This is a genomic window from Bradyrhizobium sp. Cp5.3, assembly GCF_000426265.1.
GTDB classification, from domain to species: Bacteria; Pseudomonadota; Alphaproteobacteria; order Rhizobiales; family Xanthobacteraceae; genus Bradyrhizobium; species Bradyrhizobium neotropicale.
This window is the reverse complement of record NZ_AUFA01000046.1, coordinates 19,938-37,783: the sequence shown is the minus strand read 5'-3', so window position 1 is coordinate 37,783 and position 17,846 is coordinate 19,938. Positions and strand designations below refer to the sequence as shown.

17 protein-coding genes are annotated in these 17,846 nt (G+C 66.3%); 10 read left to right on the top strand and 7 right to left on the bottom strand.

Translation table 11 applies throughout. From position 1 onward, the window contains the following. Window positions 1-51: 51 nt before the first annotated feature. On the bottom strand, window positions 52-606 hold the full coding sequence (locus K289_RS0135175) for a flavin reductase family protein (protein WP_027555737.1): 555 nt from the start codon (window positions 604-606) through the stop codon (window positions 52-54). A gap of 57 nt (window positions 607-663) precedes the next feature. After that, a complete protein-coding gene (locus K289_RS0135170) occupies window positions 664-1,761 on the bottom strand; it encodes an LLM class flavin-dependent oxidoreductase (RefSeq protein WP_027555736.1) in 1,098 nt (365 codons plus the stop codon). 215 nt (window positions 1,762-1,976) lie between these two features. Here K289_RS0135170 and K289_RS0135165 point away from each other — a divergent pair, with 215 nt between their 5' ends. The 3 genes from K289_RS0135165 to poxB all read left to right on the top strand — a co-directional run bounded on the left by K289_RS0135165 (window position 1,977) and on the right by poxB (window position 5,354). After that, window positions 1,977-2,891, top strand: a complete 915-nt coding sequence (locus tag K289_RS0135165) for a 2-dehydro-3-deoxygalactonokinase (protein ID WP_027555735.1) — start codon at window positions 1,977-1,979, stop codon at window positions 2,889-2,891. A 13-nt stretch (window positions 2,892-2,904) separates the two neighbouring features. Next, a complete protein-coding gene (locus tag K289_RS0135160) occupies window positions 2,905-3,537 on the top strand; it encodes a 2-dehydro-3-deoxy-6-phosphogalactonate aldolase (RefSeq protein WP_027555734.1) in 633 nt (210 codons plus the stop codon). An 80-nt stretch (window positions 3,538-3,617) separates the two neighbouring features. After that, window positions 3,618-5,354 carry a ubiquinone-dependent pyruvate dehydrogenase gene (poxB, locus tag K289_RS0135155; RefSeq protein WP_027555733.1) on the top strand — a complete coding sequence of 579 codons (1,737 nt, stop codon included), beginning with the start codon at window positions 3,618-3,620 and terminating at the stop codon, window positions 5,352-5,354. On the opposite strand, the gene K289_RS0135150 is transcribed toward poxB, so the two are convergent. Both K289_RS0135150 and K289_RS0135145 read right to left on the bottom strand, forming a co-directional pair. After that, window positions 5,351-5,716 carry a hypothetical protein gene (locus K289_RS0135150; RefSeq protein WP_027555732.1) on the bottom strand — a complete coding sequence of 122 codons (366 nt, stop codon included), beginning with the start codon at window positions 5,714-5,716 and terminating at the stop codon, window positions 5,351-5,353. The two genes, poxB and K289_RS0135150, sit on opposite strands and share 4 nt — an antisense overlap. A 106-nt stretch (window positions 5,717-5,822) precedes the next feature. Then, entirely contained in the window at window positions 5,823-6,734 is a 912-nt protein-coding gene (locus tag K289_RS0135145) for a PaaI family thioesterase (RefSeq protein WP_027555731.1), read from the bottom strand. 147 nt (window positions 6,735-6,881) lie between these two features. Here K289_RS0135145 and K289_RS0135140 point away from each other — a divergent pair, with 147 nt between their 5' ends. Next, the gene (locus tag K289_RS0135140) at window positions 6,882-7,199 is read left to right on the top strand and encodes a hypothetical protein (protein WP_027555730.1); all 318 of its coding nucleotides are present in this window, start codon (window positions 6,882-6,884) and stop codon (window positions 7,197-7,199) included. Between the two features lie 40 nt (window positions 7,200-7,239). Here K289_RS0135140 and K289_RS0135135 read toward each other — a convergent pair whose 3' ends face one another. Next, complete coding sequence (locus K289_RS0135135; protein WP_027555729.1) at window positions 7,240-8,709, bottom strand: amidase; 1,470 nt, start codon at window positions 8,707-8,709, stop codon at window positions 7,240-7,242. Between the two features lie 485 nt (window positions 8,710-9,194). Between K289_RS0135135 and K289_RS0135130 the strand changes: the two genes are divergently transcribed. From K289_RS0135130 to K289_RS0135115, 4 genes are all read left to right on the top strand, one after another. Continuing rightward, complete coding sequence (locus K289_RS0135130) at window positions 9,195-11,531, top strand: Tex family protein (RefSeq protein WP_027555728.1); 2,337 nt, start codon at window positions 9,195-9,197, stop codon at window positions 11,529-11,531. Between the two features lie 347 nt (window positions 11,532-11,878). Beyond that, on the top strand, window positions 11,879-12,451 hold the full coding sequence (locus K289_RS0135125; protein WP_027555727.1) for a hypothetical protein: 573 nt from the start codon (window positions 11,879-11,881) through the stop codon (window positions 12,449-12,451). Window positions 12,452-12,548: 97 nt separating this feature from the next. Then, on the top strand, window positions 12,549-13,241 hold the full coding sequence (locus K289_RS0135120) for a response regulator transcription factor (protein ID WP_027555726.1): 693 nt from the start codon (window positions 12,549-12,551) through the stop codon (window positions 13,239-13,241). Continuing rightward, complete coding sequence (locus K289_RS0135115) at window positions 13,228-14,304, top strand: HAMP domain-containing sensor histidine kinase (protein ID WP_027555725.1); 1,077 nt, start codon at window positions 13,228-13,230, stop codon at window positions 14,302-14,304. The genes K289_RS0135120 and K289_RS0135115 overlap by 14 nt, the downstream gene beginning before the upstream one ends. Before the next feature lie 12 nt (window positions 14,305-14,316). On the opposite strand, the gene K289_RS0135110 is transcribed toward K289_RS0135115, so the two are convergent. After that, window positions 14,317-14,688, bottom strand: coding sequence for a response regulator transcription factor (locus K289_RS0135110; RefSeq protein WP_027555724.1), 372 nt, complete (start codon window positions 14,686-14,688; stop codon window positions 14,317-14,319). After that, window positions 14,685-15,551, bottom strand: coding sequence for a S1C family serine protease (locus K289_RS0135105; RefSeq protein WP_027555723.1), 867 nt, complete (start codon window positions 15,549-15,551; stop codon window positions 14,685-14,687). Before K289_RS0135105 ends, K289_RS0135110 begins: the two co-directional genes overlap by 4 nt. A gap of 197 nt (window positions 15,552-15,748) precedes the next feature. Between K289_RS0135105 and K289_RS0135100 the strand changes: the two genes are divergently transcribed. Both K289_RS0135100 and K289_RS0135095 read left to right on the top strand, forming a co-directional pair. Further along, on the top strand, window positions 15,749-16,714 hold the full coding sequence (locus tag K289_RS0135100) for a VOC family protein (RefSeq protein ID WP_027555722.1): 966 nt from the start codon (window positions 15,749-15,751) through the stop codon (window positions 16,712-16,714). Window positions 16,715-16,777: 63 nt separating this feature from the next. After that, window positions 16,778-17,653: a dihydrodipicolinate synthase family protein gene (locus K289_RS0135095; RefSeq protein ID WP_027555721.1), complete on the top strand. Its 876-nt coding sequence runs from the start codon at window positions 16,778-16,780 to the stop codon at window positions 17,651-17,653. Window positions 17,654-17,846: the final 193 nt, after the last annotated feature.

Sequence of the window (17,846 nt, the reverse complement as noted above, 5' to 3'; positions counted from 1 at the left end):
CAGCCCCTCACCCCAATCCTCTCCCCGTAAGAACGGGGAGAGGGAACGGCCTTACGAAAAATCCGTCCAGCTCAGATGCCGTGCATCGAGGTCGCCGAGCGAAATCGTTTCGCGGATCTCCTGCGGGGTATGGAAATGGCCGCGCAGATACACCAGCGGAGCGGCCGTCGCCGCATGCGACACGCCGCGCACCTCGCCGACGAAGATCGAATGCGTCCTGGTCTCGAATTCCTGCGCCAGCACGCAGTCGAACGCGGCGACCGCATCAATCAGCACCGGCGCGCCGGTCGCTCCGCGCTTCCATTCGCCGAAGGCGAAACGATCATCACCATTGACGCCCTTTTGACCGCTGAAGGTCAGCGCCAGCAGCGCGTGCCCCTCGTGCAGGAAGTTGATCGCGAAGGCGCCTTCCTCGCGGATGCGGGTATGCGCGCTGGCATTGCGGTTGACGCAGACGATCAGGGAGGGCGGTGAGTCCGACAGCGAGCAGGCCGAGGTCACCGTCAGCCCCGTGCGCGTGCCGTGCTCGGCGCCCACCGTGACCAGCGCAACGGCGCCGGCGCATTGCCGCATCGCCTGCTTGAAGTCCGTTGCGTCGACGCTCACGCCGAAATCTCCGAAATTGAGGCGGGTGCGGCACGATCGCGCCGCACCCGCTGCCGGTCAAGCCGCCTTCTTCGCGGAGCCGAGATGCGTCAGGCGCGGCATTACCTCGTTCTTGAGCAGCGAGAGCGAGTGGTGCCAGGCTTCAGCCTTGTGTTTGTAGTCGAAGCCGAACACCAGGAGCACGCCGAAGCCGCCGACCTCGTCGTAGATCTTCTCGATCTTCTCGGCCACGGTCGACGGCGAGCCGACGATCCAGTTCCGCTTGGCGCAATATTCGACGGTGACGTCGCTGTCGGGTACGTCGGGCGCGTGCTTCAGATAATCCTTGAAGCCGAAATGGCCGAGCAGCGGCAGGAAGTACTCGTGCATCATCCGGCCCATCATGTCGCCGGTCGAGAGCTTCCAGGCTTCCTCATCGGTATCCGCGACGAACACCTCGCGCACCAGCCGCCAGTCCTGCCGGTTCGGCTTGCGACCGGTTTTGGCCGCGCCGATCTCGACCGAGTCCCAATGGCTGCCGACATAAGCCGGATTGAGGTTGAGGCTCATCGGAATGAAGCCGCGCTCGCCGGCAAGCTTCAGCGTGTCCGAGTTCTTCGACAGGCCGGCGACGCCGATCGGCGGATGCGGCGCCTGCAACGGCTTGATGTGCGGTTTCAGGAAGTCGAACATCGTGTCCGGCTTGGTCACCGTCCAGTACTTGCCCTTGTGGGTGAAGGGCGCCGGCTCCATCCATAGCTTCAGGATGATCTCCAGCGCCTCGCGGGTCATGTCGCGGTTCTGCCCGCTCATGCCGTCGACGTTGAACATCGCCCAGTCGCTCGGCAGACCTGAGGCGGCGACGCCGAAATTGAGCCGGCCCTCGGACATGTGGTCGAGCATCGCGACGCGGTTGGCGAGCTCGGCCGGGTGGTGATAGGGGAGCAGGAAGCCGCCCGGCCCGATGCGCAGCTTCTTGGTCTGCATCAGCGCCTGCGCGATTAGGAGATCCGGCGTGGGATTGGGTTCCCAGGGCGCGGTGTGATGCTCGCCGACCCAGGCCTCCTGGTAGCCGAGCTCGTCGAGCCAGCGCATGACCTGGAGGTCCCAGTCGTTCCCTTCCTTCAGGCCGCACTCCGGCGGATGCGAAGGCATCGTGAAATAGCCGATCTCCATGTGTTTCCTCATCTGATGTTGACGCGTCTTGTTGCGCGTTGATGGACTCCAGTAGCGAAGTATCAGCAAGCGGTGTGCCAGCGCACAGGAGACTTGGATCAGTGAAAAAAGGCTGGTTTGCCCGCGCAATAGCCGGTATCTCGACGCAGATGCGCAAGGCGTCGTCTCATTGTCGTGAGACAGCGTCTTGCCGGTGAGACGAGGACAGATTCGATATGAACGAGCCCGCCTATGTCGCGGTGGACTGGGGCACCAGCAGCTTCCGGCTCTGGCTGATCGACCGCACCGGCACGGTTCTGGCCGAACGTCGCAGCGGCGAGGGCATGCTGGCGGCAGCCAAGGCCGGGTTCGCGTCCGTGCTGCAATCGCATCTCGCCGCGATCGAGGCGCCCGATCATCTCCCGGTTCTCGTCTGCGGCATGGCGGGTGCGCGGCAAGGCTGGGTCGAGGCTGGCTATGTCGACACGCCGGCGCCGCTGCCTGCGATTTTGAAGCAGGCCGCGCCCGTGCCCGGCGAGGCCCGCGACATCCGGATCCTGCCGGGCATCGCGCAGCGCGACGCGAAGTCGCCGGACGTGATGCGCGGCGAGGAGACCCAATTGCTCGGCGCGCTCAGTCTCGACGCCGCAGGCGAGGCGCTGGTCTGCATGCCCGGCACGCATTCGAAATGGGTGCGGGTGAAAGACGGCACCGTCGAACATTTCTCCACCTTCATGACCGGCGAGCTCTTCAGCGTGGTCTCGCGCGAGACGATCCTGTCGCTCGCGGTCGCCGGCGCCGAAGACGCCGAGGACGTCGCGAGCTTCAAGGCGGCCGTTATCGCTGCGTACAAGGCGCCGGCCTTCGCTGCCAATCTTCTGTTCGGTGTGCGGTCGCGCCAGCTCTTGTTCGGCGGCACGCCGGCCGCGGCGCGCGAGACACTTTCCGGCACGTTGATCGGCGTCGAGTTGGCGGCGGGACTCTCCGGTGCCGCGCCAAAGCAGGGCATCACGCTGATTGCCTCGGGACGGCTCGCGATGCTGTATCGGCTTGCCTTCGACGCGCTGTCGGTGTCCGTTGCGCCGGTCGATGCGGACGAGGCGGTCCGCCGCGGCTTGTCGATGGCGGCCGCCGCGATCTGGACGAAGTAGAAGGAATCTTGAGATGAGCGTTCCCTTTCCCTCGATGAAGCGACCGCTGGTCGCGATCTTGCGTGGTGTGAAGCCCGAGGAGACAGAAGCCATCGTCGGCGTTCTGATCGAGGCCGGCATGACCGCGATCGAGATTCCCCTGAACTCGCCGGATCCGTTCCGCTCCATCGCCACCGCGGTAAAGCTCGCGCCTGCCGGCGTGCTGATCGGCGCGGGCACGGTGTTGACGCCCGAGAATGTCGACCGCCTCCATGACGTCGGTGGCAAGCTGATGGTCTCGCCGAATGTCGACACCGAGGTGCTGGCGCGCGCGCATCAGCACGGCATGGTGACGATGCCCGGCGTGTTCTCGCCGACCGAAGCGCTGCTCGCGGCGCGGTCGGGCGCATCGAGCCTGAAATTCTTCCCCGCGAGCGTGCTCGGCGCGTCCGGCATTGCCGCGATCCGCGCCGTGCTGCCGGCCGGCGTCATGATCGCCGCGGTCGGCGGCGTCTCCGACCAGAATTTCGCGGAGTACATCAAAGGCGGCGTGACCGCATTCGGGCTCGGCAGCAACCTCTACAAGCCCGGCATGACCGCGGCCGATGTCGCGGTTCGCGCCAAGGCGACGGTCACGGCCTACGATCGGGCGATTTCGAAAGGCTGAGCCGGCAATAAACCAGCCGTGATCCCGTCACAGCCGGTTTGTATCCTATCCTGCTGCACCAGCGAGATCAGGAGGCCGACATGGCGATCAACAACGTAGCCGACCTGTTCGTGGCAACGCTCGAGCAGGCGGCCGTCAAGCGGATCTATGGCATCGTCGGCGACAGCTTGAACGGTCTGACCGAAGCGCTGCGGCGCCGTGGCACCATTGAATGGGTGCATGTCCGGCACGAGGAGGTTGCGGCGTTCGCCGCCGCCGGCGAAGCCGAGATGACCGGCAGCCTCGCCGTGTGCGCGGGCTCCTGTGGACCTGGTAATCTGCATCTCATCAATGGATTGTTCGATGCCCATCGCAGCCGCGTTCCTGTGCTCGCGATCGCGGCGCAGATTCCGTCGGCCGAGATTGGCGGCGGCTATTTCCAGGAGACGCATCCGCAAAATCTCTTCCGCGAGTGCAGCCATTATTGCGAGCTGATCTCGGACGCGAGCCAGCTGCCATACGTGCTCGAAAACGCCATCCGCGCGGCAGTTGGCTTGCGCGGCGTCGCCGTCGTCGCCATGCCCGGTGACGTCGCCTTCCGCGCGCCGCCCAAGCGCGCGCTGTCCGCAACACGCGGGCTCGCGCTGTCGGCGCCGAAGGTCGTGCCGGATGCCGATGAGCTGAAGGCGCTAGCGGATCTCCTGAACGGCGCCGAGCGCGTCACGCTGTTCTGCGGCCGCGGCTGTGCTGGCGCGCATGCACTGTTGATGCAGCTCGCGGAGACCCTGAAGAGCCCGATCGTGCATGCGCTCGGCGGCAAGGAGCACGTCGAGTACGAGAATCCCTACGACGTCGGCATGACCGGCTTCATCGGTTACTCCTCGGGCTACGCGGCCATGCATGCCTGCGATGCCCTCGTGATGCTCGGCACCGATTTTCCCTACAAGCAGTTCTTCCCGACCGACTGCCAGGTCGCGCAGGTCGATATCAGGCCGGAAAACCTCGGCCGGCGCTGCAAGCTCGATCTCGGCCTTGTCGGCGACGTCAGGCTGACCATCGAGGCGCTGCTGCCGTTGTTGAAGACCAAGACGCAGCGGAGGCATCTCGACGATGCGATCGCGCACTACAAGAAAGCGCGCGAAGGCCTCGACTCCCTCGCCAAGGGCACGCCGGGCAGCAAGCCGATCCATCCGCAATTTCTCGCCAAGGTCGTCAGCGACCATGCGACTGATGATGCGGTGTTCACCGCCGACGTCGGCACGCCGACGGTGTGGGCCGCGCGCTATCTCAAGATGAACGGCCGCCGCCGGCTAATCGGCTCCTTCACGCACGGCTCGATGGCCAACGCCATGCCGCAGGCGATCGGCGTGCAGGCCGCGCAGCCCGGCCGCCAGGTGATCTCGCTGTCGGGCGATGGCGGCTTCACCATGCTGATGGGCGATCTGATCACGCTGACGCAGATGAAGCTGCCGGTGAAGGTCGTCGTCTTCAACAACGGCGTGCTCGGCTTCGTCGCGCTGGAGATGAAGGCGGCCGGCTTCGTCGACACCAATGTCGACCTGGAGAACCCGGATTTCGCGGCAATGGCGCGGGCGATGGGCATCTTTGCCAAACGCGTGGAGGACCCCGGCGAGCTCCCCGGCGCGATGAAGGAGATGCTGTCGCACAATGGGCCGGCGCTGCTCGACGTCGTCACCGCCAAGCAGGAGCTGTCGATGCCGCCGACCATCACGCCCGAGCAGATCAAGGGTTTCAGCCTCTGGGTCCTGCGCGCCGTGATGAACGGCCGCGGCGACGAGGTCCTGGATCTAGCCAAGACCAACCTGCTGCCGCGCTAGCCCCGCTTGATCGAGGGCCAGGCGAACCGCTCGTGACGGCGCTGGAAACGCTGCCAGTGCAGGACGAGGCCGACCAGCAGCGCCGGCACGAAGCCGAGCACGATCAGGAAGTGCGGCAGCGGCATCGGCGAGATGAAGCCGATGGCGATGTCCGAGATCAGCCATAGCGCGGAGAACATCACCGCGAAATCCGTGCGCGGACAGCGCAGATAATAGAACACGGCGGTAATGACGATGGCAGGCCCGATCGCGATACCGATCATGACCGCCGTCAGCTCCTTCGGCGTCACCGCGTCGAGCACCATCGACGCCAGCAGCCAGAGGGCGGCGAACATAGCGACGATGTCGATCGGATGCCGCAATCCAATACCTCTCGCGGGGAATGCGCTATCGTTGTGGCCCAAACCTTGGCCGTCAAGCCTACCTCAAGCCTTGGACGTCAAGCCTTGGCCGTCAAGTAAAATACACCTATTCCTCGTCGTTCCCGGGCGTCGGCCGCAGCATGAAATGGCCGAAAGCAGTGGCGATAGGCTTGGCGGGATCGTCCTGCCAGGCCCGCGCCTCGAAGGCGACGATGCGCCGGCCCTGTTTCACGATCGAAACATTGGCAAAACTGTCGAGCGCGCGGCCGGAGCGCAGGTAATTGATCGTGAGGCCGATCGGCTTGGGCAATGCAGCTATGCCGAGCTCGCGCGTCACGCCGACGATCGCGGTGGTCTCGAGGAAGGCGCCGGTCATGCCGCCATGGATCGCGGGGAGGATCGGGTTGCCGATGATCTTTGGCGAGAACGGCATCGTCAGCGTGCCGTCGTCGTTGACGCGGATGCGGAGGCATCGCGCGAATGGGCTGCTTGCGAACGGGCCCGCGGGATCGTCCGGCGCCTCCAGCGTGGGGATGGCGCGCGTATCCACCCTGCGGTCGGCGAGCATGTTGGTGCGGTTGGCGCCGATCATGAAGCAGGCGGTGGCGGTCGCGACCGGATCGTCCTCGGATTCCTGATAGGCCGTGGAGCGCACGAAGGCGATCGAGCGGGTGGTGCGATAGCAGACCGAATGCGCCTTGATGTCGAGGCCGGGCGTCGCCGGCTTCTGGTAGTCGATGCGCAGATCCAGCGTCGCGATCGCGCGCGTGCCGTCGAGCGCGAGCTGCACCGCCATGCCGCAGCTCTCGTCCAGCATCGCCGTGACGACCCCGCCATGCAGCACACCGGTCTCGGTGTCGCCGACGAAGACGGGACGATAGGGCAGGCTGGACCAGGCCTCACCGGGCGCAAATCGGTCGAGCTGGAGCCCGCTGATGTGGCCGTAGTCGGAGCGGCGACCTTTGATGGCCTCGGCAAGTTCCTCGAACGGCAACCCGATGGTCTGTGAAGTCGACATGGCGACGTTCTAGACCAGTGGCGCCCATCGTGCAAAACCTCGCAAAGCGCCCTAGCGGGGCGGGGCTGCCGGCCGGTTTGGCCTCGACATGGCCGTGCGAAGCGCCGATGGTGGCCCTCCGTTTGTCCACTGCCTGCAGGAGTGCCCATGGCCGACCCCGAAACGTCCGTCACCAACCAGGGGCCCGTCACCATTTCGACTTCCAGCGCCGAACGCGCTCCGGTCATCTATTTCGACGGCGCGTCGTGCTTCGGCCATCACAACGGTGCAATCCAGATCGAGCTCGCCGCGAATCTCTTGATGCCGATCGGCGCTGCCGTCAGGGTTGACGTGGTGCAGACCGCGCATCTGCGTTGCAGTCCGGGCGCGGCGCTGGCGCTGCGTGAAGCGCTCGACAAGGCGCTCGCCATGTATCAGCAGGGTCAGCAGCACCCCCCCGAGACGATTCCGACCGTGAAGAACTGAAGCCGATCGCGCGATCGCAGATCGATGCGATCGCCGTGCCTCAGCCGACGTGCACCTTCGGCTTCTTGCCGCCGTTCCACTTGCCGTCGATGGCGCGCTCGATCTGCGCAGCGAGTTGCAGGAGCAGGCCGTCATTGGCCTGCTTGGCGATCGCCTGGATGCCGAGCGGCAGCCCGTGCTCGTGCGTGGCCATCGGCATCGAGATCGCGGGCATGCCACAGAGATTGGCCAGCGGCGTGAAGGCGAAATTGCGCCAAAGATTGCCGAACCAGTCGAGGACGGCCGGATTGTCGGATATGGTGAGATATTCTTTCGTGCCGACCTTCGGCGTCGGCAGCGCGGTGACCGGCGTTAGGATGACGTCCCATTGCTCGAAGAACGCGCCGAAACCGCGCGACGTCGTGTTGAACACCGCCTGCATCTTCGCCCGCTCGGCGAAGCTCGTGTGCCGCCCGGCTTCCCAGATCCGGATGTTGACGGGCTCGACCAGATCCTCCGGCGGCCGCTCCAGCCCACGCGCGGCGAGCATATTGGAGATCACCACGGCAAAGTTGCTGATGTAGCAGGTGGTCTGCGCGTCGAAGGCAGCGCGGAAGTCGAGCTCCGGCAGCGCGTGGTCGACGTGGTGGCCGAGGCCTTCGAGGAAGCGGCCGGCTTTCTCCAGCTCGGCGGCGATGTGCGACGTTGCGGTGTAGTCGCCCCAATGATGCGATAGCGCGATCCTCAGCTTGCCCGGATCGCGCTTGATCATCTCGCCGTAGGGCTGGGCGGTGGTCCAGAATGGCATGAATTCGCCGGGCGCCGGCCCGCGGGCATGGTCGACGAAGGCGGCGGTGTCGCGTACGGAGCGCGACTGGCAGCCCTGGATCGAGACGAGGCCACTGAGATCGGACAGATGCGGCGCGAGCGAGAACACGCCGCGCGAGACCTTCAGCCCGATATTGCCGTTGACGCCGGCGGGAATGCGGATCGAGCCGCCGCCGTCGGTCGCATGCGCGATCGGCACCACGCCGGCCGCGACCATCGCGGCACTGCCGGCCGAGGAGCCACAGGTGGTGTAGTCGGTGTCCCAGGGATTGCGCGTCACATAGACCGCCGGATTGTCCGCCGAGCTGCACACGCCGAACTCCGGCGTCGTGGTCCGTCCGATCAGATTGAGTCCCGCCTGGCGAAACTTGCCGGTCAGGAAGGTATCGGCCGCCGCGCGGTTGCCGCGCATCAAAAGTGAGCCCATCTCCTGAAGCCGGCCCTTCATGGTCGGGCCGAGATCCTTCATCAGGAAGGGCAGGCCGGCGAACGGTCCGGACAGATTGGCGCCGTCCTTGGCGGGCTCGGCTATGACGTCGTCGAACAGCTCGACCACGCCGGACAGCGCCGGATTGACCTTGGCAACGCCGGCCCCGGCCTGGCGCGCCAGTTCCTTGGGCGTCAGCTCACCGTTGCGGACGCGCGCCGCCAGCGCCACGCCATCGTGCTGCGCCCATTCACTCCAGCTCATCGGCAAAGTCATGCGATTCAATCCCTCTCGTGGCCACCTTCCTTTCGCAAGGAACCGCGCGAATCAACCGAGACGGCGCGAAGAGCAGGGTTGCGTCGAATGGAGAGGTCGATGGCTCCCAAAGTCTGGACCGGATCGCGGCGCAGCATGAAGGGGGGCGCCATGATTGTGAACGCGGCGAAGCAATACGGAGTTTCACCATGGCGCGGCAGTCTGGATTGCTTCGTCGCTGCGCTCCTCGCAATGACCGTTTGACGTGGTCGCGCCCGATATCGCCCTGGCTTTCGCCGGGACGACAATGGGATAGAGTGTTCGCATCGTCAGCGGCCCGCCGTCACACCCCGCACGAATGTGGCGAGATCGCATCGGTTCGACAAAAAATGCTCTGTCGACTGTTCCGCACCGCACCTTGATGAATCAACCCCGGTTGGTTCATAAGCGGCGTCCCGCGACCGGTGGTTCGGTTCTGGTCGCGTGCTTGGAAGAGGGATTCTCGCGTGGCAAATATCAACCAGAAGATTGCGCAGGAGCTTGGGGTTCGGGCGGAGCAGGTCGAGGCGGCGGTGACGCTGCTCGACGGCGGCGCCACGGTTCCCTTCATCGCCCGCTACCGCAAGGAGGCGACCGGCGCGCTCGATGATACGCAACTGCGCACGCTGGAAGAACGCCTCGTCTACCTGCGCGAGCTCGAAGACCGCCGCAAGGCCATCCTCGAATCGGTCCGCGAGCAGGGCAAGCTCGATGCCGCACTCGAAGCCACCATCCTCGCCGCCGACAGCAAGGCGCGCCTGGAAGACATCTATCTGCCGTTCAAGCCGAAGCGCCGCACCAAGGCCGAGATCGCCAAGGAAGCCGGCCTCGAGCCGCTCGCCAATCAATTGATGGCCGAGCCCGGCAACGATCCGAAGGTCGTGGCAGAAGCGTTCGTCAACGCCGAGAAGGGCGTCGCCGATGCCGCCGCTGCGCTCGACGGCGCCCGCGCCATCCTGGTCGAACGCTTCGACGAGGACGCCGACCTGATCGGAAGCTTGCGCGAGGAGATGTGGACCAACGCGCGCATGGCCTCCAAGGTGCGCGAGGGCAAGAAGACCGAGGGCGAAAAGTTCGCCGATTATTTCGAGTTCTCCGAGCCGCTGACGAAACTGCCGTCGCACCGCATCCTCGCGATGTTCCGCGGCGAGAAGGAGGAGATTCTCGATCTCCAGATTCAGGCCGAAGCCGAAGCGCCGCCGCCGGGCGTGCCGAGCGCTTATGAACTGAAGATCATGAAGCGGTTCGGCATTGCCGACCTCAAGCGCGCGGGCGACCGCTGGCTGATCGACACCGTGCGCTGGGCCTGGCGGACAAAGATCCAGGTGCATCTCAACATCGATCTGCGCATGCGGCTGTGGAACGCGGCCGAGACCGAGGCCGTGCGTGTGTTCGCCTCGAACCTGCGCGACCTCTTGCTGGCCGCGCCGGCCGGCACCCGCGTCACCATGGGGCTCGATCCCGGCTACCGCACCGGCGTCAAGGTCGCCGTCATCGACGCGACCGGCAAGGTGGTCGATACCACCGCGATCTATCCGCACGAGCCGCAGCGGCAGTGGAACGAGTCGCTCGCGATCCTCGGCAGGCTCGCGCTGAAGCATCGCGTCGAGCTGATCGCGATCGGCAACGGCACCGCCTCGCGCGAGACCGACAAGCTCGCGACCGATCTGGTGAAGGGCCTTGCTGAACTGAAGATGACCAAGATCGTGGTGTCGGAAGCCGGCGCGTCGGTCTATTCGGCCTCCGCCTTTGCCTCGCAGGAGCTGCCCGGGCTGGACGTCACCCTGCGCGGTGCGGTCTCGATCGCCCGCCGCCTGCAGGATCCGCTCGCCGAGCTCGTCAAGATCGAGCCCAAGGCGATCGGCGTCGGGCAGTACCAGCACGATCTCGGCCAGGCCAAGCTCGCCAAGTCGCTCGATGCCGTGGTCGAAGACTGCGTGAACGCGGTCGGCGTCGACGTCAATACCGCCTCGGCGCCGTTGCTCGCGCGGGTGTCGGGCGTGGGCGCCGGGCTGGCACAGAGCATCGTGCAGCATCGCGACGCCAACGGCCCGTTCAAGTCGCGCAAGGCGCTGAAGGAGGTGCCGCGGCTCGGGCCGAAGGCGTTCGAGCAGTGTGCGGGCTTCCTGCGCGTCCTCGGCGGCGAGGACCCGCTCGATGCGTCCGGCGTGCATCCGGAGGCCTATCCGGTGGTGCGGCGGATCCTCGCGGCGACCAAGAGCGATATCAAGGCGCTGATCGGCAACAGCGATGTCATGCGTACGCTGAAGCCGAAGGATTATGTCGACGAGACCTTCGGTCTGCCGACCGTCACCGACATCCTGCGCGAACTGGAAAAGCCGGGCCGCGACCCGCGCCCGGCGTTCAAGGCGGCGGTGTTCAAGGAAGGCGTCGAGGAGATCAAGGATCTCCAGAAGGGCATGATCCTCGAGGGCACGGTGACCAACGTCGCCGCCTTCGGCGCCTTTGTCGACATTGGCGTGCACCAGGACGGCCTCGTGCACATCTCGGCGATGTCAAAGACCTTCATCAAGGACCCGCGCGAGGTGGTGAAGCCCGGCGACATCGTCAAGGTGAAGGTTCTGGATTTCGAGGTTGCGCGCAAGCGCATCTCGCTGACCCTGCGTCTTGACGACGAGGTCGGCGCGAAGAAGGATGCCCCGGGCATGCAGCGCGACAATTCGCGCAACACTGGCCGCATGACCTCGTCGGCGCCGCGCAAGCAGGAATCCTCCGGTGGCGGCGCGCTCGCCGAGGCACTGCGCCGTGCGGCCGAGAAGAGCGGACGCGGCAAGCCGGCGTGAGGCGATCTTCAACCTCTCCCCGCGCTTCAGCGGGGAGAGGTCGGATCGCTTCAGCGATCCGGGTGAGGGGCAAGGCAGTCCCCGAGCCACATCAATAATCTCTCCGACTCGTACACGATTGCGTGTCGCGAGAGTATTCTGCCTCCAATTCAAAATCGCGATCGCGGAAGCAGCCCCTCACCCCACCCTCTCCCCGTAAGAACGGGGAGAGGGTGTGAGGGAGCGCGCGTTCCTGACTTTGGCGTCAGAATCTGGCGCATTTGTAAGTTGATGGGGACAGCGCATTCGCTTCTCCTGATCCCCCTCGTGCAGCGAGACGACCGCTGCACCGTAAGGAGGATTATCCGATGAACAACAGGCTTCTCACAGGGCTCGTCGCGGCGGCACTTGCTGCGACGCTGGCGGTCGCGTCGCCCGTTCTCGCGCGCGGTGGTGGCGGCGGTGGCGGACATGGCGGAGGCGGCTTTGGCGGCGGCGGCCATGGCGGGTTCGGAGGCGGGCATTTCGGCGGTGGCGGTATGCATGTCGGCGGTATGGGTGGCGGTATGCATGTCGGCGGCATGGGTGGAGCTCATTTCGGTGGCGCCCGCTTCGGCGGCGCGCCGATGGCGCGTGCGGCCTTTGCGCCGCGCTTCGCAGGTTCGCCGATGGCTGCCCACGCCATGATCGGGCCGCGCTTTGCCGGTGCACCGTTCGCGACCCGTGCCGCCTTCGGGCCGCGGTTTGCGGGCGCGGGCTGGCGCGGTCGGCCCTTCGTTGGCCGCCACGCCTTCTTCTTCCGGCATCATCGCTTCCACCGGTTCGCCTTCTTCGGCGCGCCCTTCGTCTACGCCAACTATTACGACGACGGCTGCTGGCAAAGGAGCTGGACGGCCTATGGCTGGCAATGGGTCAATGTGTGCGGATACAATTGGTACTAGCATTGCCGTACCGCACCATTGTCGCGATCGCCACCGGGCGGTTCCGCTCAGCCCCGGAACGGGATAGTCTGGTGGCGACCGTCGCGCGGAGTTCGTCATGACCGGAGGTCACCGTCGCATCCTGGTCGTCGAGGACGACCCGGAAACCGCAGGCCAGCTCGCCGAGGAGCTGACGACCTCGGGCTATGAGGTCGATCTTGCGGCGACCGGGCGCGAGGCCCTGAGCCACGGCGTCGCGCGCGACTATGCCGTGATCACCATCGACCGCATGCTGCCCGACATCGACGGCATCGCCGTGATGCGGCAATTGCGCGACGACGGCATTGCCGCACCCTTCCTGATCATCTCCGCGCTCGGCGAGGTCGACGACCGCGTGCGGGGCCTGCGTGCCGGCGGCGACGACTATCTGGTCAAGCCTTTCTCCTTCGTCGAACTGCTGGCGAGGCTCGAGGCGCTCGGCCGCCGCAGCGAGACCATCGCCAAGGAAACGATCTTGCGGGTCGGCGACCTCGCCATCGATCTGATCGCGCGCAGCGCCAGCCGACGCGGCCGCAAGATCCCGCTACTGCCGCGCGAGTTCCAGCTGCTCGAATATCTTGTCCGCAACGAGGGCCGCGTCGTCTCCCGCGCGATGCTGCTGCAGCATGTCTGGGACCTCCACTTCGATCCTTCCACCAACATCATCGACGTCTATGTCGGCCGCGTCCGCCGCAAGGTCGACGACAGCCAGGCCTATCCGCTGATCCACACCATCCGCGGCATCGGATATTGCCTCCGTGCTCCTGGCTAACACGTTACGCTCTTCGACGTTCAGACTGGCGCTGATCGCGATCGCCGCGTTCGGACTGATCGTCGCGGCGATCATGGCCTATGTCTATTTCGGGACGCTTGGCTATGTGCGGAGCAGGCTCGGCGACGTCGGCGATCACGACGGCTTCACGAGGATGATCGAGCTCGCGATGGTGGCGGTCGCCGTGCTGCTCCTGGCGCTGGCCGGGCTCGCCGCCGTGCTGGTGACGCGGCGTACCGTCGGGCGGATCGAGGAGATCAATGCGACGAGCCGTGCCATCATGCTCGCCGGCCTCGACCGGCGCATCCCCCTGCGCGGCAGTCATGACGAATGGGACCGCGTTGCGGAGAACCTCAACCTGATGCTCGATCGCATCGAGACGCTGATGGGTGAGGTCAAGCAGGTCAGCGACAACGTCGCCCACGATCTGCGCACGCCGCTCACGCGCATGCGCGGCCGGCTGGAAAAGGCCTATCACACCCCGCGCAACAGCGAGGCCGACGCGACGCTGATCGGTCACACCATCGCCGATCTCGATGCCGTGCTCGGCATGTTCGCCTCGATCACGCGTATATCCGAGATCGAGACCCGCGCCCGCCGCAGCGCCTTTCGCGCGCTCAACCTCGCCGAGATCGCCGGCGAGGTCGTCGAGCTCTACGACGCTGCAGCCGAACAGGTCGCGACCCGTCTGAGCCTGAACGGAGAGCGCGAGGTGCCGGTGACCGGCGATCGCGACCTCCTGTTCGACGCTATCGCCAATCTCGTCGACAACGCGATCAAGCATGGCCGCGCGGGCGGGCAGGTGACCGTGACCTGCCAGCGCGCCGATGGCGGCGCGGTGATTGCGATCACCGATGACGGACCCGGCATTCCCGTGGAGCAGCGCGATCACGTGTTCAAACGCTTCTACCGGCTCGAGCAGAGCCGCTACACGCCGGGCAACGGCCTCGGCCTGAGCCTCGTTGCCGCGATCACGCGCCTGCACAGCGCCGAGATCGCGCTGCGCGACAACGCACCCGGGCTGACGATCGAGCTTCGATTTCCTGCGCTCTCGCCGCAATAGCTCCGGATGGGCCTATAAATTGATCACGCCGCGGCGCGCCGCATGCGCGACGGCATCGGTGCGGCCGGTGGCGTCGAGCTTGTCGAGCAGCGAGCCGACATGGAATTTCACCGTGTGAACGGAGATCCCGAGCTGACGCGCGATCATCTTGTTGGAAGCGCCCTCCGCCATCAGCGCGAGCACGTCGAGCTCGCGCTGCGTCAGCGCGAAGTCGCCGGCAATGCCGCGCGCGGCTTGCGCGACGACGGTCGCGGTGGCCTGCTCTCCGGGGGCGGCGAGCCGCAGCCCCGCGACGCCGCCGAGCAGTGCGGCGATGCGATCGGCGAGGGCGGGATCGTCGATCTCAAGCGCGAGCACGATCTCGGGGGCGATGTCCTCGCTCACGCCTCGGGCCTCTCGCCGATCGTGACCTTGAAGCTGACCGGCTCGCCGCCGCGGCGCACCGCGACATCGACCACCGAACCGACGCTCGCCGGCCCCAGCGTCCGCGACAGCGCACGCACGCTGGACAGCTTCTGGTCGTTGACGGCCACGATCACGTCGCCCTGGCGAATGCCGGCTGCCGCGGAAGGCCCGGCCTTGTCGACATTCATCACCATCGCGCCGATGCCGTCGTCGAGCCGCACCGGCTGGAGCCCCAGGCCGAGATAGCCGCGGGCGATGCGGCCGCGCGTCTCGAGCTGCGCGGCGACGCGCTCGATCGTCGCGGTCGGGATCACCAGCACGCGTCGCGGGCCGAGCACGGCCATGCCGAACGCCTCGCCGGCCGCATTGAGCGCAAGCCCGCCTTCCTGGCCGGGGCGCAGGCGAACATCGAGCTCGATCCGCGCGTCGATGTCGCCGCCGCGCAGGCTGCGCCAGCTCTGGCCTGCGGCCGACACCACGCCGAGACCCGCCGAAGGCGCACCGCGGTCGGTCGCGACCACGATCGAGAGCGCGCCGAGCGCCGGGACGGTGGCGGCGAGCTTGACCGGAGCGATGTCGGTATTGGCGCGAAGTAGCGCGATATCGGTCGTATGGTCGCGGCCGACGATGGTCGCGGCCACCGCGTTGCCGTCGGCCAGCGTGATTTCGACCTCGCCCTCGTCGGCGAGTGCCTCATCGGCGGTAATGATGAGGCCGGGTTTCCAGACGAAGCCGGACGCGCGAGAACGATGCGAATGCACGGCGACGAGGGAAGGCGCGGTGCGCGCCACGACATCCGCGAGCGCGGACGATAGCGCGGAAAGGGGGGCGAGGTCGGTCATGGACGACTCCTGTCTGTTGTCCCCAATCTGGGATGTCGCGACCGATCTGGAAACTGGCCGGATGGCCAGGACTTCCGTGACCGCCCACCGTATTGTCCCGGCCGACGCAGTTGTGATTGGGACCCGCTCACGGGACCGTGTAGCAATCCGCCCAGCATTGCGCCTTACGGCCCCAAGTTTATGGCGAGCCCAGACCCATGACCATCGATCTCACCCGCCGAACCCTGCTGCAACTCGCCGGCGCAACCTCGCTTGCAGCCGCCGCTGCGGCCGCGGCGCGCGCCGAGGGCACTCCGCAAGGCGGCGGGCCGACCTATGCCAGCCGTACGCCGATGCGCGTGGGCATGGTGACATTGCGGGTGAAGAATCTCGATGTGGTCGCGGACTATTACCGCGACGTGCTCGGGCTCACCGTGATGGAGCGCTCGGCGACATCGGCGAAGCTCGGCACGGGCGGGATCGCGCTGCTGGTGCTGGAGGCCCGTCCCGAGGCCGCGACCGAGCCGCGCAATGCGGCGGGTCTCTACCACACCGCCTTCCTGATGCCGACGCGCAAGGATCTGGCGCGCTGGCTGGTGCATGCCGCCTCGCATCGCGTGCAGCTGTCGGGCTTTGCCGATCATCTCGTCAGCGAGTCCGTCTATCTCGACGATCCCGAAGGCAACGGCATCGAGGTCTATGCGGACCGCGATCCCTCGCAATGGCAGTGGAGCGAGGGCAGCGTGAAGATGGCGACCGACGAGCTCAACATCCCTGATCTCCTGTCGCTGACCAATCCGCGCGTCAGCGACTATCCGAAGGCGCCGGATGGCCTGCGCATCGGCCACATGCATTTGCGCGTCGGCGATCTCGCGCAGGCCGAGAGCTTCTATCACGGCACGGTTGGGCTCGACCCGACCCGCCGCCGCAACGGCGCTTCGTTCCTGTCGTCGGGCCGCTATCACCACCATCTCGGCATGAACGTCTGGCAGAGCCAGGGCGCCGGCCGTCGCGACGACAGCACGACGGGCCTTGCCTGGTTCTCGCTGGTGACGGAGAAGCAGGAGCTGCTCGCCGCGCAGGAGGAACGCCTGCGCAAGGGCGGTGCGCAGGTCACGGCGCTTGCGAATGGCGTGGAGGCCGTCGATCCCTGGGGCACGCGGGTGCGGCTGATCAAGGTTTGATCGAAGGCGCGGGCATTGCTAATACCCGGAGAGCGCAACTGATTTCCCGGGATACTCTCCGACATGCCCGACTTTCACGGCGTCTTCCCCTATCTCGTTTCGCCCGTCGATGCCGACGGTGCGGTGCGCACGAACGTGCTCGGCAGGCTCTGCGACGATCTGATCGGCGCCGGCGTGCACGGGCTGACGCCGCTGGGCTCGACCGGCGAGTTCGCCTATCTCAATGCCGCGCAGCGCGCGACGGTTGTGCAAACCACGATCGAGGCCGCGAAGGGCCGCGTGCCCGTGGTGGCCGGCGTTGCCTCGACCTCGATCGCGGATGCGGTCGCGCAGGCGAAGGCCTATCAGAAGTTCGGTGCCGACGGCATTCTGGCGATCCTGGAGGCTTATTTTCCACTCTCCGACGCCCAGGTCGAATCCTACTTCCGCAGCATCGCTGATGCCGTCGATATTCCCGTGGTCATCTACACCAATCCGCAATTCCAGCGTTCCGATCTGACGCTCGACGTCATCGCGCGTCTCGCCGAGCATCCGCGCATCGGCTACATCAAGGATGCCTCGACCAACACCGGACGGCTGCTCTCGATCATGAACCGCTGCGGCGATGCCTTGCGCGTGTTCTCGGCCTCGGCGCACATTCCGGCGGCCGTGATGCTGATCGGTGGCCTCGGCTGGATGGCAGGGCCGGCCTGCATCATCCCGCGCCAGAGCGTCGCGCTCTACGACCTCTGCAAGAAGGGCCGCTGGGACGAGGCCATGGCGCTGCAGCGAAGGCTGTGGCGGATCAACGAAGCCTTCGCCCGCTTCAACCTCGCCGCCTGCATCAAGGCAGGGCTTGCGATCCAGGGCTATGACGTCGGCGACCCCATTCCGCCGCAGGCCGCGCTTGACGCCGAGCAGCGCAAGGTTGTGGAAGGGGCGCTGCGGGAGCTGGCGTAGTCGTCATTCCGCGGCGCGCGAAGCGCGAGCCCGGAATCCATTTAGCGGCAGATTCTGATGGATTCCGGGCTCGATGCCGCGCATCGCCCCGGCATGGCAAACGCGGGGCGACATGACGAAATTGGGGATATCCCGCCCAAAACCGCGGCTGGCCTGCCCCGGATCGATCCGCTAAAAGGCCCCCGCAGTTTCG